Here is a 24,069-nt window from a genome sequence, read left to right as displayed (position 1 = left end):
GCGCGTCGGCTGCGCATCCGCACAGGGACAGGTGCGTGAAAGCTGACTGTTACACTTTGCACCGCCGTTTTGGAATCCGTCGGGTGCGTCAAATAGTTTCAGATGACATGCACCGGGGCCCAGCCACCCTTTTCGGGCACGCCATGACCAGTACTGCTGCGCTTTCTTCCCCCGACTCTGCCAACACGCCGGAGCTCGGCGGGGTGGATACGGACTACACGCTGGACCACAAGTACACGCGCACCGATGGGCGCATCTACCTGTCCGGTGTGCAGGCGCTGGTGCGGCTGCCGCTGCTGCAGCGCCTGCGCGATGACGCCGCCGGGCTGGAGACCGCCGGCTTCATCAGCGGCTACCGCGGCAGTCCGCTAGGCGGTCTGGACCTGGAACTGTGGCGGGCGCGCAAACATCTGGACGCGGCCAAGGTCACCTTCACTCCGGGCCTGAACGAGGACCTTGCCGCCACCATGGTGTGGGGCACCCAGCAGACCAACCTGTTCCCCGGCGCGAAAGTGCAGGGCGTCTACGGCATGTGGTACGGCAAAGGGCCGGGCGTGGACCGCAGCGGCGACGTGTTCAAGCACGGCAACGCCGCCGGCACCTCGCCGTTTGGCGGCGTGCTGGCGCTGGCCGCCGACGACCATGCCTGCCGCAGTTCGACCCTGCCGCACGGGTCCGAAGACGAATTCGTCAGCGCGATGATGCCTATCCTCAACCCGGCCGGAGTACAGGACATCCTGGACATGGGCCTGCTGGGCTGGGCGATGAGCCGGTACACCGGGCGCTGGATCGGCTTCAAGACGATTGCCGAAACGGTGGAATCGTCCGCCTCGGTGAACGTGGACCCGTTCGCCCGCACCATCGTGCTGCCGGAGGATTTCGCGCTGCCGGCGGGCGGTTTGAGCATCCGCTGGCCGGACCCTCCGGTGGATCAGGAGATGCGCCTGCATCGCTATGCGATTGCCGCCGCGCAGGCCTTTGCGCGCGCAAACCACATCGACAAGGTGGTGCTGGATTCACCGCACGCACGCTTGGGCATCGTCACCACCGGCAAGAGCTACCTGGATGTGTTGCAGGCGCTGGAATATCTGGGCCTGGACGCGCAGGCCTGCGCGCAGATCGGCATCCGGGTCTACAAGGTCGGCATGACCTGGCCGCTGGAACCGGTGGGCATCAGCGCGTTTGCGCAGGGTCTGGAAGACATCGTGGTGGTGGAAGAGAAAAAAGCCTTCATCGAGCGCCAGATGAAGGAGCTGTTCTACAACTGGCCGGCCAGTGCCGGTGCGCGGCCGAGCATCGTCGGCAAGTACGATGAGCAGGGCGCGTGGATCCTGCCATCCACCGGCGAACTGACGCCGGCCACCATCGCGGCGGTGATCGGCAGGCGCATCCTGCGCCTGCTGCAATCGAGCACGATCAATACCGATTCGATCCAGCAGCGCCTGCGCTGGATGGATGCCAAGGAAGCGGAAATGGCCTTGCCGCGTGCGCAATTCCCGCGCGTGCCGCATTACTGCTCCGGCTGCCCGCACAACACCTCCACCGCCGTGCCGGAAGGCTCGCGCGCGCTGGGCGGCATCGGGTGCCACTACATGGTGACCTGGATGAACCGCGCCACCGACACCTTCACCCACATGGGCGGCGAAGGGGTGACGTGGTCGGGGCAGGCACCGTTTACCGACACCCCGCACGTGTTCCAGAACCTGGGCGATGGCACGTATTTCCATAGCGGCTCGCTGGCGATCCGGCAGTCGGTCGCCACCGGCGTCAACATCACCTACAAGATTCTCTACAACGATGCGGTGGCGATGACCGGCGGGCAGCCGGTGGACGGCACGCTCACCGTGCCGGACATCGCCCACCAGCTGCGCGCCGAAGGCATTCATGAGATTGCAGTGGTCAGCGACGACATCGGCAAGTGGACGCGGCGACGCGAGCTGTTCCCCGCCGAAGTCGCGTTTCACGATCGTGGCGAGCTGGAGGCAGTGCAGCAGCATCTGCGTACCGTCAAAGGCGTATCGATCCTGATCTTCGACCAGACCTGCGCGACCGAAAAGCGTCGCCGTCGCAAGCGCGGCAAACTGATCGATCCGCCCAAGCGGGTGATGATCAATTCGCTGGTGTGCGAAGGCTGCGGCGATTGTGGCGAGAAAAGTTTTTGCGTGTCGGTCTTGCCGAAGGAAACCGAATTCGGGCGCAAGCGCCAGATCGACCAGTCCAACTGCAACAAGGATTATTCCTGCGTCTCCGGCTTCTGCCCGAGCTTTGTCACCGTGCATGGCGGTGCGCCGCGCAAGGGCAAGCGGCGCGACGCCAGCGCGCTGCTGGACGCGCTTCCCGAGCCGGCCAAGCGCACCGCGCTGGAACGGCCCTGGAATATCCTGATTACCGGCGTCGGCGGCACCGGTGTGGTGACCATCGGCGCGCTGCTCGGCATGGCCGGGCATCTGGAAGGCAAGGGCGCCACGGTGCTGGACCAGACCGGCCTGGCGCAAAAGGGCGGCGCGGTGACCACGCATATCCGCATCGCACGCCAGCCCGCCGTCATCCATGCCGTGCGCATCGCGGCAGGCGAAGCAGACCTGGTACTGGGCTGCGACATGGTGGTGGTCAACGATTACTGGGCGTTGTCCAAGGTGCGCGACGGGCGTACGCAGGTGGTACTCAACACCTATGAAGCAATGCCGGGCACGTTCACCACGCAACCGGACCTGCAGTTTCCCGCTGCCGAGATCATTGCCGGTGTGCGCACCGCGCTCGGTGGCCAGGAGCCGTTATTGCTGGATGCCACGCAGCTGGCAACGGCATTGCTGGGCGACGCCATCGCCAGCAATCTGTTCGTGCTCGGCTACGCATGGCAGCACGGGTTGGTACCGTTGTCGCATGCGGCGCTGATGCGCGCGATCGAACTCAATGGTGCAGCCGTTGCGATGAATCAGCAGGCGTTCGCCTGGGGGCGCCTGGCGGCGATCGATCTGCCGGCGGTGCAACGCGCTGCGGGTCTGGCCGGTGCCGACGCGCCTGCACATCTGCATGGCGATACACCGCATGCACGCGGACCAGGCAGCTGGGAAGAGCACGATCTCAGCGGCCAGAGCGCACCGCGTGCGCTGGCACAGACCGATGGCAGCACGCTGCATGGCGAGGTCGCTGCGCCGGCCGCGCCGCTGGACGACGAGCAGTTGGCGCACTCGCTGGACGAGGCCATCGCGCGTCGCGTCGCATTCCTGGCCGACTACCAGGATACCGCCTACGCGCAACGTTATCGCAGCCTGGTCGAGCGCGTACGCGCACACGAGCTGCAGCGCGCCCCCGGCAGCAACGCGTTGACCGAGGCGGTGGCCCGTTACGCCTTCAAGTTGATGGCCTACAAGGACGAATACGAGGTGGCGCGGCTGTATACGCGTGGCGATTTCCAGCGCCGGTTGCAACAACAGTTCGAAGGCGACTACACGCTGCGCTTCCATCTGGCGCCGCCATTGCTGGCAAAGAAAGACGCGCACGGCAACCTGATCAAACGCGAGTACGGGCCGTGGATGTTCACCGCCTTCAAGCTGCTGGCGCGGTTGAAGTTCCTGCGAGGCGGCAAGCTCGACGTCTTTGGCTACAGCCAAGAACGGCGTGGCGAGCGTCAGCTGATTGCCGACTACAGCGCAACCGTGGACATGCTGCTGGAACGGCTGGACGCCGATAACGTGGGGTTGGCCGCGCAGATCGCCAGCATTCCGGAGCACATTCGCGGCTATGGCCACGTCAAGCATGCGCATCTGCAGGAAGCCAAGGCGCGCGAAGCTGTGCTGCTGTCGCAGTGGCGCAATCCCAAGGCGTTGCATGTGGTGCAGGCGGCTTGACGTCGCCGAACGATGACATCTTTTCGATGTAGTCGCTCGACGACATTCGGTTTAATCCAGTTACATGCGGCAGCTGGCGTATCCAATCAATGCGACGTCAGTCGAAATGCGAACCACGCATCAGGCGAATCGGTCCGCGTGCAGTGGCAGGGTCCACAGTTCGACCCTGCTGGGTGATCCGTACCAGGCCTCTGCCTGCAGCAGCTGCGGCCACCGCACGCACCTGGGGCATCAGGTTGCGCCACACCGCCGCGTCATCGCTCAACGCGCGCGCCACTTCCGAGGGACAAATCGATTGCCCGGGCCGACGTTGCGCAAGCAAGCGCCGGATCAACGCGGCAACCTGCGCATCATCGGGCGATTGCACGCCTGCCCCGCGCGATCACAGTGGGCGCAGCAGGCGCAGGCCGAACCAATCCTTGGCATCGTTCCAGCCGTGGGTGACCTTGAGCCCGGCTGCGGCAGCCAGTTCGGCAAAGCGCGCGTCGGTGTACTTGCAGCTGTATTCGACCTGCATCGCTTCGCCTTCGGCAAACGCGACGTCCTTGCCGCCGACCCGCACGCGCTGCGCGCGCTGGCTGATCAGGAAGGTTTCGATGCGGCCGCGCTCACGGACATACACCGCGTGGTGACGAAAGCCGTCCAGATCGAAATCGCTCCCGATCTCGCGATTGAGCCGCGCCAACAGGTTCAGAGTGAACTCGGCGGTAACGCCGGCTGCGTCGTTGTAGGCCGCTTCGATCAGTCCGGCGTCCTTGTCCAGATCGAGACCGATCAGGGCGCAACCGTCGCTGCCCATGGTCTGGCGCATCGCATCCAGCAGTTCGATCGCGGCCGCATCGGCGAAATTGCCGAGCGTCGAGCCGGGAAAGAACACCACGTGCCGTCGCGCCGGGCGCTGCGCATCGGGCAGGCGCAGCGGCTTGGTGAAGTCGGTGCACACCGGCAGCATCTGGACCTGCGGGAATTGCTGAGACAGCCGCGCGGTGCTTTCCAGCAACGCAGTACGCGAGATTTCCAGCGGCGTGTAGGCCACCACATCGCGCAGGCCCTGCAGCAGCAATTCGGTCTTGCGCCCGCTGCCGCTGCCGTATTCGACCACGTGTACGCCAGCGCCGATCGCCTGTGCGATCGAGCCCATGCTGGCTTCCAGCAAACTCAGTTCGGTACTGGTGAGGTAGTACTCCGGCTGCTGCGTAATGGCTTCGAAAAGTTGCGAGCCGCGCGCATCGTAGAAATATTTCGACGGCAGCGTCTTGGGCGTTTGCGACAACCCCGCCAGTGCATCGGCGGTGATGTCATCCGGCTGCGGGCGCAGGTCGGTCAGCGCGGCGTGCGCGCGTTGCATGGCATGGGCGGCGACGTTCAAGGCAGATCCTTGGCAAGGCGCACGCCGGCAAATTGCCAACGCGCATCGGAGGGGAAAAAGTTGCGGTAACTGGCACGCAGATGGCTGGCCGGGCTGGCACAGCTGCCACCACGCAAGACCCATTGTGCATTCATGAATTTACCGTTGTATTCGCCCAGCGATCCGGGCCACGGCATAAAGCCTGGATACGGCAGGTACGCGCTGCCGGTCCACTCCCAGACATCGCCGAACAGCTGCTGCATACCGGTGTCCACTGCTTCGGCGCCTCGCGGATGCAACGCATCGGTGTCGACGAAATTGCCCTGTACCGGCACGCCGGTCGCAGCCTGCTCCCACTCGGCTTCGGTGGGAAGGCGCGCGCCAGCCCAGCGTGCGAACGCATCGGCTTCGAACAGGCTCAGGTGGCAGACCGGCGCATGTGGATCGCGCGTGTGCCAACCGTCCAGCGTGAACTCGCGGCCCTCTTCATCCCAGTACAGCGGCTGTTGCCAGCCTTGTGCCCGCACCATTGCCCAGCCATCGCTGAGCCAGGCACCAGCACTGCGGTAGCCGCCGGCATCGATGAATTGCTGGAACTCGGCGTTGGTGACCACACGGCTGGCCAGCGCATGCGCACCGACCAGCACGCGATGGCGTGGCGATTCGTTGTCGTAGGCGAAGCTGTCGGCCTGTGGCCAGGCGGCGGCGCCGATCTGGACGATCTGCTCATCGCGCGCATGCCAGCGCAGCGGGCTGGCGACGGCCGCAGGCGGCGTGGGCCGGTCACGGTAGGCCGGCTGCAATGGGTTGCTCCACAGCGCATGCTTGATATCGGTCAGCAGCAACTCCTGGTGTTGCTGCTCGTGCTGGATACCGAGCTGCACGATGGTGCAAGCCTGCGCATCCAGCAGGCCGTCGCGCAAGCGCTGCTGCATCTGCATATCGACCGCAGCACGGTAGTCGCGCACCTGCTGCAACGAAGGGCGCGACAACACGCCGCGGCGCGCCCGCGCATGCATCGGCCCCACGCTCTGATAGTAGCTGTTGAACAGAAAATCCCAGGCCGGGTCGAACACGCGGTACGCCGGATCGGCCTGCAGCACGAAGCGTTCGAAGAACCAGGTGGTGTGCGCCAGATGCCATTTGCTCGGGCTCGCATCCGGCATGCTCTGCACCATCGCGTCTTCGGCGCTCAAGGGTGCCGCGAGATGATCGCTCAGCGCGCGGGTCTGCGCGTAGCGTTCCAGCAGCGTCAACTGCTGTTGCTGGAGGTGGCCCAGCAGAGGAGAGGGTGCAGACATCGCCATATGCTTGGGTAGCGCCCGTGAACGTGCTGTGTCGGCAACGTGGCAGCCAGCGGTAAGCTGTGGGCATGTCATCGCCGTTTCTGTCCAGTACGCTTGCTGCGCCCCTCGATTGGGCCCAGCGTCAGCAGGCATTTGCGCTGCCTTCCGGGGTCATCTATCTGGATGCGGCGTCGCGTGGGCCGTTGTTGCGCGTCATGCAGACGGTGGCGCACCAGGCGGTCGACGCAATGGCCGCACCATGGCAGTTGCCGTTCGATGCGTGGTTGCAGCAGATCGAAGCATTGCGCGGGCTTGCGGCCGCGCTATTGGACGGCGATGCCGATGCGGTGGCCATGGTGCCGTCGGCCGCGCACGGCCTGGCCACGGCCGCACGCAATCTGCCCGTGCAACCCGGCCACGCAGTGCTGGTGCTGGAAGGGCAATTCCCTTCCAATCTGTTGATCTGGCAGCGCCGCTGCGCAGAGGCCGGCGCGCGGCTTGTAGCGGTGTCCACGGCCGCTGGCGGCAGCTTGACCGATGCAGTGCTGCAGGCCATTGCCGAGACGCCTGCGCTCCGGATTGCGAGCTTGCCGCATGCGTACTGGCTGGACGGGCGAATGCTGGACCTGGACCGCATCAGTGCCGCCGTGCATGCACGCGGGGCTGCCCTGGTGCTGGACCTGAGCCAGAGCCTGGGGGTGTTGCCCCCCGATCTGGCCCGCTGGCGACCCGATTTCGTGGTCAGCGTCGGGCACAAATGGTTGCTCGGGCCGATGGGATTGGCGTGGCTGTGGGTGGCACCGCAGTGGCGCACAGACGGGCTGCCGATCGAAGAACACTGGATCGGCCGCGATGCGGGCAGCAGTTGGGAATTTCCGGCGGCCAGCGCGCCGCGGTATCGCGGCGGTGCACGGCGATTCGATGCGGGCGGGGTTGTCGATCCGCTGCGGATCGCAATGGCCACGGCGGCATTGCAGCAGATCGATGCGTGGCAGCCGGCGCGTATCGCAGCCGCGTTGGGCGAGTTGACCGCGCAGTGGGACGCCGCCCTGCAGGCGCGCGGCTTGGGCAGCTGGTGCACGCCTGGACATGCGCCGCATCTCACCGCACTGCAGCCGCCGGCAGCAGCGTTGGACGCGGTGGCAACGGCGCCCAGCGCCAGTGGTGTGATCTGCACGCGTCGGCATGGACGTCTGCGCATCGCACCGCATTTGAGCGTCGCCGACCACGCGTTGTCACAGGTCGTTGCAGCGCTGCCCGATAGGTGAGGCGGCGCACGCCGGCATCCAAGGCCCGGCATCTGCAGCGATGCAGGCCTGCGCGTGGTCAGTAGCACCGGTAAGGCCTCATCGCAGGCCAGTGCGCTCTACGCATGACAATTGGCGCAAGGATCAGCGGCAGCAAAGCGGCGGCGCGCGGTCTTCAGCGATTGAACTGACGCAGTCGGTGTCGGGGCAGGTTTGCCGACGACAGGACACTCCCGGTCACGCCGCAATGCAAAAGCCGCTGCTGCCGAGGCGGGCCGCATGTCACTGCCGCTGGCTGATCCGCAACCCGCGCGGCGTTGCCCAGCGCTCCACTCCTTCGAACAGTGCCTGCACCAGCAGCGCAAGCACGGCGGCGGGAATGGCGCCCTCCAGAATCAGACCGAGATCGTCCAGGCGGATACCGGTGAGGATCGGTTGGCCGTAGCCGCCTGCACCGATCAGCGCACCCAGCGTGGCGGTGCCGACATTGATCACCGCCGCGGTCTGGATGCCGGCCACGATCGTGCGGCGTGCCAGCGGCAGTTCCACACGCCACAGGCGTGTCCACGCGGGCAATCCGATGGCATGCGCAGTCTGGCGCAGTTCGCGTGGGATCGAGCTCAGCCCTGCGTGGGTGTTGCGCACGATCGGCAGCAGGCTATACAGAAACAACGCGGCAATCGCCGGCTTGGCGCCGATGCCGAACAACGGAATCATGAAGACGAACACGGCCAGCGACGGCAGCGTCTGCAGCACGCCGGTCAACGACAGCACCACCTGTCCCAGGCGCGGACGCCGCGCCGCCAGCACGCCCAGCGGCAATGCAAGCAGCAACGCAAACCCCAGCGAAATACCAACCAGCGCCAGATGCTCGCGCGTATGCTGCAGCAGGCGCGTCAAACGCGAGTCCGTTTCAGAGGCCGGCGTGACGCCCAACCAGTGCGCGGCAACCGCCGCTTCGGACTGCCGCTCCAGTTTGACCTGTGCATTGAGCCGCTGCATGGTCGTCTCGTCGATGCGTCCTTGCAGCCCCCGCAATGCCTGCAGCATCACCGGCGAGCGTTGCGCCAGATCCTTGCGATATACAAAAATCGCCTGGTAATCCGGGAAATAGCGGCGGTCGTCGCGCAGCACCTGCAACTGGTAGTACGGAATCTCCGCATCGGTGCTGTACAGATCGGTGACCTCGATCGCCCCGCTCTGCAGCGCGCGATAGGCCAGGTCGTGATCCAGCCCGGTTGCAGCCTGCGGCAATGCGTACGCCGCGCGCACGCCGGGCCAGCCATCGGCCCGCTGCATGAACTCGTTGCTCAGACCGATCTTGAGGGTGGGATGTCGTGCAAGATCCGACAACGAGACGATGCCCAATGCCTGCGCACGTTCGCGCTTCATCCCGAAGGCATAGGTGTTCTGGAAACCCAGCGAATCGGTCATCGCCAGCCCGCGTGCATCCAGTGCGGCGCGCAGCTCGGCCTGGCTGGCGTTGGGCAATTGCAGCAGCTCCTGCGCCAGCGTACCGGTGTATTCGGCATACGCGTCGATCTGCCCGGTCTCCAGCGCGCGCCACAGGATGCGCGTGCCACCGAGTTGTGCACGGTGCTGCACGTCTACACCATCGCGCTTGCCGGCAGCGGTGGCGATTTCGCCCAGGATTACCGCTTCGGTAAAGTTCTTCGAACCAATGGTGACCTGCGCGGCCTGCGCGCCGACACCGCAGATCAGCAACACCACGGCGATGAACGCACGCGCCATCATGCGGCGTCGCCGATGCTGCGCTGGGCGGTGAGAAAGCGCTGCACGAAGGCATCGGCCGGCTGCTCCAGCAGATCGCGCGCACGGCCTTGCTGCACGATGCGGCCGGCACGCATCAGCACCAGGTTGTCGGCCAGATAGGCGGCTTCGGCCACATCGTGGGTGACCAGCACCACGGTCTTGCCCAACTGGGCGAACAGTTCGCGCATCTGCGCCTGCAGGTCGTAGCGCACGATGGGATCGAGCGCGCCGAGCGGTTCGTCCAGCAACAAGGCCGGCGGGTCGAGCATCAGTGCACGAATCAGGCCGACGCGCTGGCGCTGGCCGCCGGAGAGTTCGGCCGGGTAGCGCGTCAGCAACTCCGTCGGCAACTGGCACAAAGCGCACAAGGCATCCAGACGCGCATCGATGCGCTCCCGCGTCCAGCCCAGCGTCTGTGCCAGCAAGGTCACGTTGCTGCGCGCATCCAGATGCGGAAACAAGCCGCCCTCCTGGATGACATAACCGATGCGTTGCCGTTGCGCCTGCAGGTTGGCGCGCTGCAACGGCGTGCCATCGAAGGCGACCGTGCCGCTGTCCGGCCACTCCAGCCCGACCAGCATGCGCAGCACGGTGGATTTGCCGGCGCCGCTGGGGCCGATCAATGCGGTCGTGATGCCGCTGGCGAACGTCAGCGAGACAGCATCGAGCGCGATGGCCTGGCCGTAGCGGCGGCTGACCTTGTCGAGAGTGAACATGCGGCCGAGCTTGCCGAACGCAGCGTCAGACGCGCGCGAAGGCGCGCATCAGCGCGGCGGCGCGAGCAATTCGCGTGCGCTCAGGTAGCCGTCGCCATCGGCATCCTGCCGGGCGAAGCGCGCGATCAGGGTGGCGCGATGCGCCGCGCGCGTGATCGGCTTTCCGCGGCGGCCCGGCAGTTCATCGCCTTGCAGCACGCCATCGTGGTCGGTATCGCGTTGGTCGAAGGCGTAGCTCATCCAGGCCAGATATTCGTCCAGGCTCACCCGCCCATCGCCATCGGCATCCATGCGCTGCAGATATTGCTGGCTGTCCTGGACCTGGGCCTGCGCAGCGACCGCCGGCAGAGCGGCCAACCCCACGATCACTAAGGTTCGCACGATCACACCACGCACCCGGTGCACACGCACCACAGCGCGCCTGGCGCCCGCTTTACGCACCACTCAGCGCATACCCCTTGAGCCGCGCCGCATAGGCCTGCAAGGCCGCGTTGCCGCTGGCCTCGGCCTCATGGCACCACTGCTGCAATTGCCGGAGCCGTTCGGACGCATCGTGGCTGCGCGCTTCCAGCACCGCGGTCAGCCGCGCACGATACTCCACCAGCGTGCGCATGCGCGGACGCTGCGCCACCCATGCCTGCAACTGCGCACGCGCGTCCGGCTTGAGCCAGCGCCCGTCGTCGACCAGACCCTTGCGCAGGCGACGCGGCAGCAACTCGCGCAGTTTGGCGCCGGTGGCGGCTGCCTCTTCGCGCAATGCCGGCTTGAGCACATTGCGCTGGTAGTCGGTCATGGCCTGGAACCGGTGCGAGAGCAGCGCCTTGAGCGTGTCGGCATCGGGCACGGCGATATTGGGGCGGATATCCAGCGACGGTGCCACCCGCAATACCTTGGCAAGGCCCAACGCCTGCAACCCGCGAATCGCGACCCAACCGATATCCAGTTCCCACCGCCGCATCGAAAACCGTGCAGAGCTCGGGAAGGCATGATGGTTGTTATGCAATTCTTCGCCACCGATCCACAGCGCCCACGGCGTGAGGTTGGTGGAGGTGTCGGCCGACTCGAAATTGCGATAGCCCCACCAGTGGCCCAGGCCATTGACCACACCGGCAGCCCAGAACGGAATCCACGCCATCTGGATCGCCCACAACGCAATCCCCGGCAATCCGAACAACACGGAATTGATGACCAGCAACGCAACCGGGCCGGCATTGGCATGCGGCGTGTACAGATGCCGCTCGATCCAGTCGCTAGGCGCTCCCTTGCCGTACTGCTCGATATCGGCGCGCTGCGTCCGGGCCTCGCGGTACAACTCCACGCCGCGCCAGAACACCTGCGCGATGCCCCTGGTCTGCGGACTGTGGGGGTCTTCTTCGGTCTCGACCTTGGCGTGATGCTTGCGATGGATCGCCACCCATTCGCGGGTGATCATCGAGGTGGTCAACCAGGTCCAGAAGCGAAAGAAATGCGCGATGACCGGATGGAAATCCACACCGCGATGCGCCTGGCTGCGATGCAGGTACAAGGTCACCGCAAAGATGGTGAGCTGGGTGAAGACCAGCAGCACCGCCAGCATGCCCCACACGCCCAGCCCTGCCACGCCGGAGGTCAGAACGTCGATGATCGGATCGGACAACATCGGCATCTCCACAGCAGCGCTCTCCATTTGATGCAGACATGATGGGGGCGATCGCGGCAAACTTCACCCTTCGGATGCGTAGGGTTGCACCTACATTTCTAAAGCGGTTCAGACCCCCTTCCCCACTTCCGTCTGCTGTCACCCGTATGACTGTTGCCACCGAAAATGCTGCCGATTCCACCGCTGTTGCCAACGCCGCCCCACTGATCGAACTCGACCAGGCCAGTGTGATGCGCGGCCAGGTCCGGGTACTGCATGCGCTGAGCCTGCGCATCGCGCTGGGGCAGCACACCGCGATCCTGGGCCCCAACGGCTGCGGCAAATCGTCCTTCATCAAATTGATCACGCGCGAGCTGTACCCGCTGGCGCGCGCCGACGGCCAGCCCGCAGTGAAGGTGCTGGGACACACGCGCTGGCAGGTGGATCGCCTGCGCTCGCAATTGGGCATCGTCACCGGCGATCTGAGCGTCAATCTGGCCGACATGCCTGGACTGGATGTGGAAAGCGCGGTGCTATCCGGATTCTTCGCCAGCTACGTGGTCCCGCCGCATCGCGAGATCAGCGACGACATGCGTGCGCGTGCGCGCGAAGCGCTGGCGCTGGCGCGCGCATTGCCGCTGGTGGACCGGCAATTTGCCGAGTTGTCGGCCGGCGAAACCCGACGGGTGCTGATTGCGCGTGCGCTGGTCAATCGCCCGCAGGCGCTACTGCTGGACGAGCCGTCCACCGGGTTGGATCTGGTGGCGCGCCAGCACCTGCTGGAGACGATGCGGCACCTCGCCCGGCAAGGCATCACCCTGGTGCTGGTGACCCATCACATCGAAGAAATCGTGCCGGAGATCGAACGGGTGATCCTGCTGCGCGCCGGCAAGGTGGTGGCCGACGGCACGCGCGAGGCGCTACTCACCGATGCCAGCCTGTCGGCCGTGTTCGACGGCCCGGTGCGGGTGCAGCGCGATGGCGAGCGCTGTTGGGCGACGGTGGGCGAGTAACCGCCACCCCACCCGCAGCCCGTGCAGGCCGTGTCCGTGCACGCGCTGCCGACGATGCTCGACATCGCGATGGCGAAGCGCTCCGGACGGCCGCAACCGCGTCACAACCACGCGCTGCAGACATGACCTTGGACACGGGACGCCGCCGCGGCGGTTGCGCTTAGACTCGCCGCACACACAGACAGGAGTCGTCCCGATGGCCCAGTGGTATTTCCATAATCCCGGACAGGCCGACCGTCTCGGCCCGCTCGACGATGCCAGCGCACGCGCGCATGCGCAGCGTCATCCCGATGCGCTGGCCTGGCGCGACGGGCTCGATGGCTGGACGCCGGCCCGTCAGCTGGCCGAACTGCAGGGCGGCGTTAGCGCACCGCCGCCGTTGAGCGGCATGAGCGGACGCGCGGATGAGATCGACTACCGCATCGTCGGCAACGACATGCAGTTTGTCGAAGTCGAGCTGGACCCAGGCGAAAGCGCCATCGCCGAGGCCGGTGCGCTGATGTACAAGGACGCGGCGGTGCAGATGGACACCGTGTTCGGCGACGGCTCGCATGCCGGTCAAAGTGGCGGCGGGCTGATGGGCAAGCTGCTGTCGGCCGGCAAACGCGTGGTCACCGGCGAAAGCATATTCACCACCGTGTTCACCCACGCCGGCAGCGGCAAGGCCAAGGTCGCCTTCGCCGCGCCCTACCCGGGCACGGTGCTGGCGCTGCGTCTGTCCGAGCATGGCGGCCAGTTGATCTGCCAGAAAGACAGCTTCTTGGCCGGCGCGCGCGGGGTGTCGCTGGGCATCGCGTTCCAGCGCAAGATCCTCACCGGCCTGTTCGGCGGCGAGGGCTTCATCATGCAGAAACTCGAAGGCGACGGCTGGGTGTTCGTGCATGCCGGCGGCACGGTCGTCGAGCACGAGCTGGGGCCGGGCGAGCGCATCGATGTGGACACCGGCTGCGTGGTCGCCTATCACGCCGGCGTGGACATGGACGTGCGCCGCGTCGCCGGCCTGAAGAGCATGTTCTTCGGCGGCGAGGGCGTGTTCCTGGCCACCCTCACCGGCCCGGGCAAGGTCTGGCTGCAATCGCTGCCGTTCTCGCGCATGGCCGGCCGCATGCTGCAGGCCGCCCCGCAAGCCGGTGGCCAACAACGCGGCGAGGGCTCGGTGCTGGGCGGCCTGGGCCGTTTGCTGGATGGCGATAACCGGTTCTGAGTGGTGACGCGGCAGGCGGGTGTGCAGGCCGCCTTCGCCCACCGGGAGAAAGCGGCGCGTAGCGCCGGATGAGGGGACGGGCGAAGCCTGCTGCGGTCTCATTCTCAGGTGACTTCGCTCGGTACCCTTACCCCCGCTCCGCGCCCCGGCCCGCGCTTGCGGCGTGAGCGCTCCAAGGCTTGCGCGCCATGGTGCGCAAGCAGTGCCTTCTCGACCCGCGGGGAGAGAGCGATGGTTCTGTGCTGCATGCAGGTGGCTGCGGTCATCGCACGAATAAACCGGCTCGCCCTTCTCCCGCCGGGACAAGGCAGTGCAACGCCTGCAAACGATGCTGTCCTGAATGAGCTCCACTCACGCCACTACCACCGCAGCAGCAGTGGCAGGGCGCGTGTATTCTCCCTCGCCTTTCCCATCGACGTTTTCGCCATGATCGCGCTCCGCTGCCCCCGCTCGCTCGCCCTGTTGTCCATGCTCGGTCTGCTCAGCGCCTGCGGGGGCGAGCCGCGCCCGGCGACACCGGCGCCGGTGGTGCAGGCACCTTCGGCCGAAGCCCCCAAGCCCATCAAGATCGGCGTCGCGCTCGGTGGCGGTGCGGCCAAGGGCTTTGCGCATATCGGGGTGATCAAGATGCTCGAGGCCAACGGCTTCGCACCGGTGGTGGTCTCCGGTACCAGCGCCGGCAGCGTGGTGGGCGCGCTGTATGCCAGCGGCATGGATGCGTTCCAAATGCAGGAAAAGGCCGTTGCGCTCGACCAGACCAGCATCCGCGATGTGCGGCTGTTTTCCGGTGGCCTGGTGCAAGGCCAGAAACTGCAGGACTACGTCAACGAACAGCTGGGCGGCAAACCGATCGAAAAACTGCGCAAGCCGTTCGCGGCAGTCGCCACGCGTCTGGAAGATGGCGAACGCACCGTGTTCGTGCGCGGCAATGCCGGCCAAGCATTGCGCGCGTCCAGCAGCATTCCCGGCGTGTTCGAGCCGGTGACCATCGGTAAGTACCACTTCGTCGATGGCGGCGTGGTCAGCCCGGTGCCGGTGGATGCGGCACGCCAGCTGGGTGCCGAATTCGTGGTGGCCGTGGATATTTCCAGCAAGGCCAGCGGCCAGAACCCGGGGGACCTGCTGGGCACGGTGAACCAGTCGATCTCGATCATGGGCCAGCGCCTGGGCGAGGCCGAACTCAAACGTGCCGACGTGGTCGTTCGCCCCAAGGTCAACGATATCGGCTCGGCCGATTTCAACCAGCGTGGTGCGGCGATCCTCGAAGGCGAGCGCGCCGCAATGGCGGTGATGCCGCAGATTCGCGCCAAGATTGCGCAACTGCAGGCCGCGCGCAGCAGCGCGACACGCACCGCCGCCGATCAGGCCAAAGCGGCCAGGCAACAGGCGTATGAGCGCTGCCTGGAACAACGCTCGCGTTGGGAAAAATTGCGCGGCAAGGACGAGGCCTGCGTAGCACCGTGATGCGGCTGCGGTGCGAGGCGATGCGCAGTTGATGCGGGTGCCGCGCGAGGTCATGCGGAGCTGAGCGGGCGTGGGCGCCCGTTGCCAGACGCGCGCATTCAAACCAGACGCGTAGGGCGACTGCGTTGTTGATGCCTTGTGTTGAAGCACTGAGGGTGGCCGGACAAGGTCGCGGCCTGGCCCGCTCCTACGATGGCATGGCGGTTCTTTCGGGTGCGCTGAGACGTGTCGGGATGGGGTCGCGGCCGGGGCCGCTGCTACCGGGACGGGGGTCTTTGGGTGTCTCGGCGACGTCGGCACGGCCAGCACCGCTCTTGTAGGAGCGGCCCTGGCCGCGAGGCCTTACCGGTAGCAACGCCTGGACCTGATGGGCAACGTCTCAAGCCCGAACTTCATCGGCAATGCCTCAATACCGCCAACGTAGCGACACGCTGACAAAGCGCGGTTCGCCGTAGTTCTGATAATCCAGATTCGCCCAGTAGGTCTTGTCGAATGCGTTACGGACCGCCAGCGTGGCGGTCCATTGGTCGCTGATGCGGTAGTTGGCGTTGAAATGCACCAGCGCGTACGGGTTCTGCACCACGGTGACCGGCGTGGTAGCGCCAGTGCCGTCGCCGGTGGGGCGTGCGATATTGAAGCCGCGCACCGCGCTCTGCCAGCTCACGCCGCCGCCGATGCTCAACCGGTCCCACGTCCCCGGCAGGCGCCACTGGGTGGAGAGCTGCAGATAATCTTCGGGCAGGTTGGCGTAGATCGCATCGGTGGGCGCGCGCGTCACCTTGACGTGGGTATAGCCGGCGTTGACGGTCCAACCGGGTCGCACTTCGCCATTGACGTCCACTTCCCAGCCACGGCTCTTGGTGCCGTCCACGCCGATGTAGGCCGAACTGCCATCGGGCAGCGAAGCTTCCGGCTGGGTCATGTCGCGCACCGCATAGTTGTCCTGCTTGGCTTCGAACACGGCGGCGGTGGCCATCGCATGGCCATCGAACAACTGCGCCTTGATGCCGGCTTCCAGGTTGGACCCTTCCACCGGTGCGAGCAGGTTGTTGTCCTTGTCGCGGTAGTTCTGCGGGTTGAAGATTTCGGTGTAGCTGGCGTAGACCGACACATCCGGCACGATGTCGTACACCAGGCCGACGTATGGGGTGACTTCGTCGCTGACTTCATAACGGCCGCTGGTGCCGGTGTAGCTGCCGCTGGCATCGAACGCCTGGGTGCGGGTCTCCCAGGAGCTCAGCCGCGCGCCCGCAATCAACGACAGCGGGTCGGCCAGGCGGAAGCGCGTGGATGCATACACGCCGCGCTGGGTGGTGCGTGCCTGGCGACGCGCGCCGGTACGCGCATAGGTCACCTCGGACGCGTCGCCGTTCCAGCTGCGGATGTTGGGAATGAAATAGCAACGTTCGGCGCCGCAGGTGGCCCAGTCGGCGGGATAGGTCTGCGCCACGGTATAGGTGGTCGATTGCAGGTCCTGCCAGCTGCCGCCGATCACCACATCGTGCTGGCGGCCGAACAAGGCGAATCCGCCGGACAGATACACGTCCACGCTATCGCGCGTGTCCTGCGTTTCGCTAGCGTTGGCGCGCAAAAACACGCCGCTGCCATCGGCGGCCGGGTAACCGGTGCCGTAGACGCGCAGGCTCTGCACGGCGCCCTTGGTGTGGGCGGTGTTGACGCGCAGCAACCAGTCCTGCCCGAAGCGTTGTTCCAGGTTGGCGAACGCAGTGCTGGTTTCGCGTTGCCAGCGCGTCCATTCCGGCGCCATGTTGGTCGAGCGCGACAGGTTGGCGAAGGAGCCGTCGGCCGCGAAGAACGGCACCGTGCCCCAGGTCGAACCGACCGGGGTGTTGTCCTGGCGCTGGTAGCCGACGGTCAGCGTGCTGCTCTCGGTCAGGTCGCCTTCCAGCACCGCCATGCCCGACATCTTGTTGTCGTGGTAGCGGTCGTAGTAGTAATCGCGATCCTGCCAGGCGGCCACCACGCGGCTGCGAAAGCGTCCGTCTTCGGTCAGCGGCGCATTGACGTCGGCCTGCATGCGGCGGAAATCCCAGGTGCCCGCACTCACGCCGAACGAGGCATCGAAATCCTTGCCAGGGCGCTTGCGCAACAGGTTCACCGTGGCCGAAGGAATGCCCGCGCCGGTGAGCAGGCCATTGGCGCCGCGGATCACTTCGATGCGGTCGTAGAAGACCGTGTCGTATTCCTGATTGGTGGCGCCGCTGTAGGTGGGCAGGCCGTCGACCTGGAAGTCGGTGATCTGGAAACCGCGTGCGAAATACAACGGCCGCTGGGTGTCGTAGAACGATACGTTGACGCCGGTGACATGACGCATCACATCGTCGATGCTGAACAGCGATTGCTCTTCCAGGCGCTGCAACCCGATCACGCTCACCGACTGCGGCGTTTCCTGCAGGGTCAGCGGCAGCCGCGTGGTGGTGGCCGGTTGCGCGCGACTCACCGTGCCGTTGACGCTGACCTGGTCGAGCGTCGTGGCATTGGTCGCATCGGCGGCCTCGGCGGCCTCGGCGGCATGCGCGGCGGGGGCCAAGGTCGACAGTGCGCACAGCAGCGCGGCAGACAACAGGCCAAGGGGAGCGATGGCAGCAGACATGGGGCGTTCTCGTCGATCGTTGCGGACGCAGCGCGTCACGCAACAGGGAAAGGCAAGGCACACGCGGGCGTCCACTCGAACCGGCTGGCTGACCCTGCGTGGGCTGGCGATGCGACACGAACGACATGGCCGGACGCGGCCAAGATGTGAGGTAAATGTAAATCGTTATCGTTTATGTGGCAAGCGGCACGTTTCCTGCGTCGCCTGGGAAGCGACGGCACGCCAGTGCGCCTTGCCGGCTGCACCGTGCGAGCGGCACCCTGCCCTAAGGCATATTGCTGATCTGCACGTCAGGCCAGATGCGACAGCGGCAGACCTTCCGGCGCCTTCACCGTGCGCAGCACGAAGCTGGAATTCACATCTGAGACGCCGGTGGCATTGAGCAGGCGATCGAGCAGAAACCGCGAGAAGTGTTCCAGGTCGCGCACTTGCACCTGCAACAGGTAATCCATGTCGCCGGTCAGCGCCCAACACGCCACCACCTCATCCCAGCCGCGCACGCCCTCGGCGAAATGCTCGATGTCGGCTTGCCCGTGCTGCTCCAGCTGCACACGCACGAACGCCTGCAAGCCCAGCCCCAGCGCGCGCGCATCCAGCCGCGCGCCGTAGCCGGCGATGATGCCGGCGGCCTCCAGGCGCTGCGTGCGGCGCAGGCACGCAGACGCCGACAGATTGACCTGCGCGGCCAGCTCGGCATTGCTGCTGCGCCCCTGGGTCTGCAGTAACGCGAGCAAGCGCAAATCGGTGCGGTCCAGGGCGACAGGCTGATCCATATGTTGCGCAGCAGCAGAACATGACGCACGAATCTTGCGCCATTCGGCCTGCGCTGCGCAATATTTGCAATCCCGTTGCGCCAACATCCAGCTAAGGTGAAGGCTGATCACCGGGAAGTGCCGCTGCATGACTACCGCCCCGCAACGCGTCGAAAACCAGCTCACCGACAAGGGCTATGTGCCGGTCTACACCACTGCGGTGGTGGAGCAGCCGTGGGACGGCTACAGCGCCGACGATCACGCCACCTGGGGCACCTTGTACCGGCGCCAGCGCGAGCTGCTGGTCGGCCGCGCCTGCGAGGAGTTCCTGCAGGCGCAGGACGCGATGGGCATGGGCCAGACGCACATCCCGCGCTTCGATGCGCTCAATCGCGTGCTGCAGGCAGCTACCGGCTGGACCTTGGTCGGCGTGCAGGGCCTGCTGCCGGAGCTGGATTTCTTCGATCACCTGGCCAACAAGCGCTTCCCGGTGACCTGGTGGATCCGCCGGCCCGATCAAATCGATTACATCGCCGAGCCCGATCTGTTCCATGACCTGTTCGGGCATGTGCCGTTGTTGATGAACCCGCTGTTTGCCGACTTCATGCAGGCCTATGGCCGCGGCGGGGTCAAGGCGCACGGCATCGGCCCGGACGCGCTGCAGAATCTCACGCGGCTGTATTGGTACACGGTGGAATTCGGCCTGATCGACACGCCGCAGGGCCTGCGCATCTACGGTGCCGGCATCGTGTCGTCCAAGGGCGAATCGCTGTATTCGCTGGAATCGCCGGCACCCAACCGCATTGGGTTCGACCTGCAACGCATCATGCGCACGCGCTACCGCATCGACAGCTTTCAGAAGACCTACTTCGTCATCGACAGCTTTGCGCAATTGATGCAGGCCACTGCGCCGGACTTCACCCCGATTTATGCCGAGCTTGCACAACAGCCGCAGGTGCCGGCGGGTGATGTGCTGCCGGGCGATCGGGTGATCCAACGCGGCAGCGGCGAGGGTTGGAGCCGCGACGGCGACGTGTGAGGTCACTGCTGCGCTAACCCGGCGCCGACCGCGGCGCGCCGCAGTGCGGCCCGGTCAAGATGCCGCGATGTGACCTGCACCGACTCGACACCACCGCCAACGCGCACTAAGGTCAAACCTCCTCACATCGCCTTCGCTCAATGGACCTGACGCATCTGCGCATCCGGCGCTTGGAGCTGGACGACACCCGCCTGCTGTTCACCCTGGCCAACGGCATCCGCATCGACGAGCCCATCCAGGCGCACCGGCTCCTGCTCAAGGCATCGCCGCCGCAACGCGCGCAATGGCAGATCACCGAAGACGGCTTCGGGGTGAACTGGCCCGCGGTGGCGCCCCCCACCCCGGAGGGCCTGCTCAACATGCCTGAGTTGCTGTGGCGCCGCCGCGCTGCCCGTGCGCAGGCCAAGCTCACCCAGTTGCGTGGGCGCATGGATGCGCTGTCGCCAGGCGAGCGCGAACTCATCGCGCTGGCGCGGCTGGATGCGGACATGAACGAGAGCGGCTACGCGCGCTATTTCGACCGTTGGGATGCGGCGACCCGCAGCGATGCAGTGCGGGGGCTGGCCGCCATGGGCGCGGTGCAAGCGCGCCAAGCCATCGAGGGCCTGGGCGCGGTATTCGAGCGCCTGGAAGAAGATCCGAATCTGCTCAGCATCGAAGACATTCTCGACGCCATGAACGACACCGACCGCCAGCGCGTGGATGGTTGGGAAGAGGTCTACTACCGCCGCTCGGCCGAACTGGCGCGCCTGGGGCTGACACACTACGGGGTGGATAAGGCCTGACGGTGCTGGAACGCCTGCATCGTTGGATCCGCGCCGCGAAGACCACTGATACGGCGCGTGTGCCGGCAGGATCGGCTGTCTCCTGCCGCCGATTCGCTGCCGCGGCCATTTGCACGTGGAGGCAGGCGACTCGCACGCCGGCCATGCCTGGTGACAGCGCAGCCTGTATGCAAAACGCAGGGCCTCGTTGCAGCTGCGCCGTCTGGGGCGCGAGGGTCACTTGGACGCGGTGTACGCCAGCAACAGCACCAGCGGCTCTTCGCCGGTTTGCTGCAAGGCGTGCGTGCTGCCCGGCCGCGTCAACAACGCATCGCCGGCAGCGACCTGGTATTGCTTGCCGTCCAGCGCGTATAAGCCACGCCCGCTGACGATGTAGTAGATCTCGTCCTTGTCGTGCAGATGCAGGCCGATGCCGGCGCCTTTGTGCAGCACCCGCTTGCGCAACACGAACGTCAGATCCGGCGCGTCTGCGAAAAACGGATAGGCCGTGGTCGGGCCAGCGCCACCGTGCGGGCCAGGCTGGCGACGCGCGAGATCGCGTTCGTGTGCGATCAACGACGGATGTGGTTGTGCAGCACGTTGCGTGGCGGTGTCGGGCGCAGCACCGCAGTCGGCATCGCGCTGCAGCTGCGACTTGAGCGCCGGCTGCAGCTGTACCCAACCCTGCACCACCAGGCAGGCGATGGCGGTCGCGCCGGCGCGGCTGAAGTGGGTGCCGTCGGCCTTGCCCTGTTCGGGCACGAACAGGAAATACGGTTTGGCGGCCTGCTCGCCAAGCGCGCGGATCCAGTCGCTGGAACTGGCGTTGAGATCGATCAGGCCCACGTGTTCCTGCGCGGCAAGTTGCTGCATGGCCAGGGTGTAGCGGCCATGGGTGTCGAGCAGCGCGCCGAAGTCGTAGAGCAGGCGCGCAGCCGGCGTGATCAGGATCGGTGTGGCGCCCTTGTCGCGCGCAGCGGCGATGTAGCGGCGCAGGAACTGCACGTAGTCGGTCGTCGGATCGGTGTAGCGCGTGGGGTCTTCGCGTTTGGCATCGTTGTGGCCGAACTGGATCAGCAACACATCGCCGCGTTGCAATTCTCTTGCGATGGCATCCAGGCGCCCTTCGGCGATGAAACTGCGCGTGCTGCGCCCGCCCTTGGCGTGGTTGTGCACCTGCCACTGCGCCGGGTCGAACCAGTCCTGCAGCAGTTGGCCCCAACCGGCCTGCGGGGCGCGCTCGGCACCGTATTCGGCGGCGGTGGAATCTCCGGCGATGAAGATGCGCTGTGGCGCGGCATGGGCGATGCCGGTGCAGAGCAACAGCATGGCGATGAGCAGTCGATGCATGGGGGCTCCGCTGAGTGAGCGTGCTGTTGCTGGCGTTGTTGCGGTTTGCAATACGGTGCTGACGCGTGGAGCGCATGGGTGGCCTTGGGCGACGCAATTGCGCTTCGCGCGCTCATCGGGCTCGGCAGAGTGACGCGTTGATGCGGTTGGTGAGCGATGCAACGGTGTGGCGGTTCGTCCAATGGTTCGGCGCGTGCGCCTTGCTGCCTGGGTGAGCTGTCGTCCGCCGTACCCTCACCCCACCCCCTGCTCCGCGCCGCGGCCCACGCCTTGCGGCATGGGCGCCCGAAGGCAGGCGCCGCCTTTTCGCCCCGCAGGAGAGGGACTACATGGGTGCGAGCTTGTTGCCTGCGTGAGCGAACCCGCACATCAGCAACAGAGCGTCAAACGTCAACGTCGCCAGATCAAGTAATGCACCTGATGAAACGCCTTTTTCCATCAAGGGCCCGCGGCATCGCGATACATGATGCTCAGACAAGATCTACTGCATCGCGATGCTGGCGTATGCCTGCTCCTAGACAGGATCAGGCATGCGCTTGTGGCTTTACTCAGGCAGCAGCGGCTTCGGTCTTGCCCAGCACGCCGGCGACGAAGTTGCGGATTTCTGCATCCTGCGCGTTGTCGAAGAAGCACTGCTGGAAGCGCTCGCCGCCGATCGCCTGCTTGATCAGCTCCGGGTCGATGGCGCGCAGGCCGTCCAGGTACGACTTGGCGGTGGCCTGCTTGAGCTGGGTCAGGATGCCGGCATTGGCCTGTTGCGATTCGCGACGCTCGGCCGGGTAGCCCATGCCGCGCTCGCCGCTGAAGGCCTTTTCGAAGATGTAACGCACGTTGATTTCCGCACCCCAGCCGTAGCCCTTGGCAAACGCCAGCGACAGCGCATTGCCGTTGTTGACCTGGGCGAACAGGTAGGCGTCGGTCGGCTCGATGCAATAGCCGCAGAACACGCCCGGGTGCGCGTTGAGCGACATCATCGCGCCCTGGCCGGTGCCGCAGCCGGCGACGACGAAGTCCACGGCCTTGGAGTTCAGCAGCAGGCTGGCGACGATGCCCAAGTGGATGTAGGTCAGGCGGTGGTCGTTGTCGCCGTCCATGCCGACGTTGAAGACGCTATGGCCCTGCTCGCCGGCGACGTCGTTGAGTTGCTGCAGGATCACCGGGTTCTTGGCGGCCTGACTAAACTCATTCATGAGTGCGATTTTCATGGGAATGCTCCGATGGGTTGGGGAAGTTGTTTGGAATGTGGTGAATGGGTGCGCTTGGGTGGCGGACTTCATGCGTGTCTGGGTTGTGCACGTGCATGCCGCCCCTCATCCGCCCTTCGGGCACCTTCTCCCGGAGGGAGAAGGCAACCGCGCGCGTTTTTTCTCAGCGTGCCAGCCAGCCGCCGTCGACCGGGATGATCGCGCCGTTGACGTAGTCCGAGGCGCTGCTGGCCAGGAACACCGCGGTGCCGCCCAGGTCGGCCGGCACGCCCCAGCGCGCGGCCGGGATGCGGTCCAGGATGGCCTTGTTGCGGTCTTCGTCGGCACGCAGCTGCGCAGTGTTGTCGGTGGCCATGTAGCCCGGTGCGATGGCATTGGTGGTCACGCCCTTGCTGGCCCATTCGTTGGCGAGCAGGCGGGTGATGCCGGCGATGCCCGACTTGCTGGCGGTGTAGGACGGCACGCGGATACCGCCCTGGAACGACAGCATCGAGGCGATGTTGATGATCTTGCCGCGGCCCTGCGCGATGAAGTGACGGCCTGCGGCCTGCGCCATGAAGAAGGCCGACTTCAGGTTGACGTTGAGCACGTCGTCCCAATCCTGCTCGCTGAAATCCACCGCATCGGTGCGACGGATCAGGCCGGCGTTGTTGACCAGGATATCCAGCCCGCCGAGGCCGGCGATGGTCTCGTCGACGATGCGCTGCACTGGCTCGATGCTGATCAGGTTGGCTTCGATGGCGATGAACCGGCGGCCCAGCGCCTTGACCTTCGCTTCGGTCTCGGTGGGCGCCTGGATGCCGGCGGCAGCGATGTCGGCACCGG

General features: G+C 65.9%; 19 protein-coding genes. 7 read left to right on the top strand and 12 right to left on the bottom strand.

Annotation, left to right across the window (positions count from 1 at the left end):
- Window positions 1-107 precede the first annotated feature (107 nt).
- Window positions 108-3,851, top strand: a complete 3,744-nt coding sequence (locus J7360_RS01900; protein ID WP_209033144.1) for an indolepyruvate ferredoxin oxidoreductase family protein — start codon at window positions 108-110, stop codon at window positions 3,849-3,851.
- A 97-nt stretch (window positions 3,852-3,948) separates the two neighbouring features.
- Here the strand turns inward: J7360_RS01900 and J7360_RS01895 are convergent, their stop codons facing one another.
- The 3 genes from J7360_RS01895 to egtB are packed head-to-tail and all read right to left on the bottom strand — an operon-like array spanning window position 3,949 to window position 6,506.
- Window positions 3,949-4,218, bottom strand: a complete 270-nt coding sequence (locus tag J7360_RS01895; protein WP_033481376.1) for a DUF3253 domain-containing protein — start codon at window positions 4,216-4,218, stop codon at window positions 3,949-3,951.
- 15 nt (window positions 4,219-4,233) lie between these two features.
- The gene (gene egtD, locus J7360_RS01890) at window positions 4,234-5,220 is read right to left on the bottom strand and encodes an L-histidine N(alpha)-methyltransferase (protein WP_057659349.1); all 987 of its coding nucleotides are present in this window, start codon (window positions 5,218-5,220) and stop codon (window positions 4,234-4,236) included.
- Window positions 5,217-6,506, bottom strand: coding sequence for an ergothioneine biosynthesis protein EgtB (gene egtB / locus J7360_RS01885; RefSeq protein WP_057659351.1), 1,290 nt, complete (start codon window positions 6,504-6,506; stop codon window positions 5,217-5,219). Before egtB ends, egtD begins: the two co-directional genes overlap by 4 nt.
- A gap of 65 nt (window positions 6,507-6,571) precedes the next feature.
- Between egtB and J7360_RS01880 the strand changes: the two genes are divergently transcribed.
- Window positions 6,572-7,753, top strand: a complete 1,182-nt coding sequence (locus tag J7360_RS01880; RefSeq protein ID WP_209033142.1) for an aminotransferase class V-fold PLP-dependent enzyme — start codon at window positions 6,572-6,574, stop codon at window positions 7,751-7,753.
- Window positions 7,754-8,014: 261 nt separating this feature from the next.
- On the opposite strand, the gene J7360_RS01875 is transcribed toward J7360_RS01880, so the two are convergent.
- The 4 genes from J7360_RS01875 to J7360_RS01860 are packed head-to-tail and all read right to left on the bottom strand — an operon-like array spanning window position 8,015 to window position 11,887.
- Window positions 8,015-9,487 (bottom strand): glycine betaine ABC transporter substrate-binding protein, encoded by a 1,473-nt coding sequence (locus J7360_RS01875; RefSeq protein ID WP_022557827.1) that lies wholly within the window; start codon window positions 9,485-9,487, stop codon window positions 8,015-8,017.
- Window positions 9,484-10,221 (bottom strand): ATP-binding cassette domain-containing protein, encoded by a 738-nt coding sequence (locus J7360_RS01870; protein ID WP_057659354.1) that lies wholly within the window; start codon window positions 10,219-10,221, stop codon window positions 9,484-9,486. The genes J7360_RS01875 and J7360_RS01870 overlap by 4 nt, the downstream gene beginning before the upstream one ends.
- A gap of 48 nt (window positions 10,222-10,269) precedes the next feature.
- Entirely contained in the window at window positions 10,270-10,617 is a 348-nt protein-coding gene (locus J7360_RS01865) for an EF-hand domain-containing protein (RefSeq protein ID WP_033481377.1), read from the bottom strand.
- Between the two features lie 37 nt (window positions 10,618-10,654).
- The gene (locus J7360_RS01860; protein WP_172955762.1) at window positions 10,655-11,887 is read right to left on the bottom strand and encodes a fatty acid desaturase; all 1,233 of its coding nucleotides are present in this window, start codon (window positions 11,885-11,887) and stop codon (window positions 10,655-10,657) included.
- A gap of 119 nt (window positions 11,888-12,006) precedes the next feature.
- Here J7360_RS01860 and J7360_RS01855 point away from each other — a divergent pair, with 119 nt between their 5' ends.
- From J7360_RS01855 to J7360_RS01845, 3 genes are all read left to right on the top strand, one after another.
- Entirely contained in the window at window positions 12,007-12,852 is an 846-nt protein-coding gene (locus J7360_RS01855) for an ATP-binding cassette domain-containing protein (RefSeq protein WP_007974777.1), read from the top strand.
- Between the two features lie 196 nt (window positions 12,853-13,048).
- Window positions 13,049-14,056: a TIGR00266 family protein gene (locus J7360_RS01850; protein WP_057659357.1), complete on the top strand. Its 1,008-nt coding sequence runs from the start codon at window positions 13,049-13,051 to the stop codon at window positions 14,054-14,056.
- A 426-nt stretch (window positions 14,057-14,482) separates the two neighbouring features.
- Window positions 14,483-15,520 (top strand): patatin-like phospholipase family protein, encoded by a 1,038-nt coding sequence (locus tag J7360_RS01845; RefSeq protein ID WP_057659358.1) that lies wholly within the window; start codon window positions 14,483-14,485, stop codon window positions 15,518-15,520.
- 406 nt (window positions 15,521-15,926) lie between these two features.
- Here J7360_RS01845 and J7360_RS01840 read toward each other — a convergent pair whose 3' ends face one another.
- Complete coding sequence (locus J7360_RS01840) at window positions 15,927-18,134, bottom strand: TonB-dependent siderophore receptor (RefSeq protein WP_209033140.1); 2,208 nt, start codon at window positions 18,132-18,134, stop codon at window positions 15,927-15,929.
- Window positions 18,135-18,424: 290 nt separating this feature from the next.
- A complete protein-coding gene (locus J7360_RS01835) occupies window positions 18,425-18,907 on the bottom strand; it encodes an Lrp/AsnC family transcriptional regulator (RefSeq protein ID WP_033481374.1) in 483 nt (160 codons plus the stop codon).
- A gap of 127 nt (window positions 18,908-19,034) precedes the next feature.
- On the opposite strand from J7360_RS01835, the gene phhA reads away from it, so the two are divergent.
- Together phhA and J7360_RS01825 are read left to right on the top strand one after the other, a co-directional pair.
- Window positions 19,035-19,925 (top strand): phenylalanine 4-monooxygenase, encoded by an 891-nt coding sequence (gene phhA / locus J7360_RS01830; protein ID WP_007968125.1) that lies wholly within the window; start codon window positions 19,035-19,037, stop codon window positions 19,923-19,925.
- A 140-nt stretch (window positions 19,926-20,065) separates the two neighbouring features.
- A complete protein-coding gene (locus J7360_RS01825) occupies window positions 20,066-20,710 on the top strand; it encodes a DUF4375 domain-containing protein (RefSeq protein WP_007968126.1) in 645 nt (214 codons plus the stop codon).
- 216 nt (window positions 20,711-20,926) lie between these two features.
- On the opposite strand, the gene J7360_RS01820 is transcribed toward J7360_RS01825, so the two are convergent.
- The 3 genes from J7360_RS01820 to kduD all read right to left on the bottom strand — a co-directional run.
- Window positions 20,927-22,039 (bottom strand): GDSL-type esterase/lipase family protein, encoded by a 1,113-nt coding sequence (locus J7360_RS01820; protein WP_057659362.1) that lies wholly within the window; start codon window positions 22,037-22,039, stop codon window positions 20,927-20,929.
- A gap of 548 nt (window positions 22,040-22,587) precedes the next feature.
- Window positions 22,588-23,244: an RpiB/LacA/LacB family sugar-phosphate isomerase gene (locus J7360_RS01815; protein ID WP_003490465.1), complete on the bottom strand. Its 657-nt coding sequence runs from the start codon at window positions 23,242-23,244 to the stop codon at window positions 22,588-22,590.
- A gap of 163 nt (window positions 23,245-23,407) precedes the next feature.
- The coding region (gene kduD, locus J7360_RS01810) for a 2-dehydro-3-deoxy-D-gluconate 5-dehydrogenase KduD (protein ID WP_101097699.1) at window positions 23,408-24,069 on the bottom strand (662 nt) is incomplete at its 5' end.

It is taken from the genome of Xanthomonas sp. D-99 (genome assembly GCF_017746145.1).
GTDB classification, from domain to species: domain Bacteria; phylum Pseudomonadota; class Gammaproteobacteria; order Xanthomonadales; family Xanthomonadaceae; genus Xanthomonas; species Xanthomonas cissicola.
Note: the sequence above shows the minus strand (reverse complement) of the source record. Positions and strands in the feature narration are given on the sequence as shown.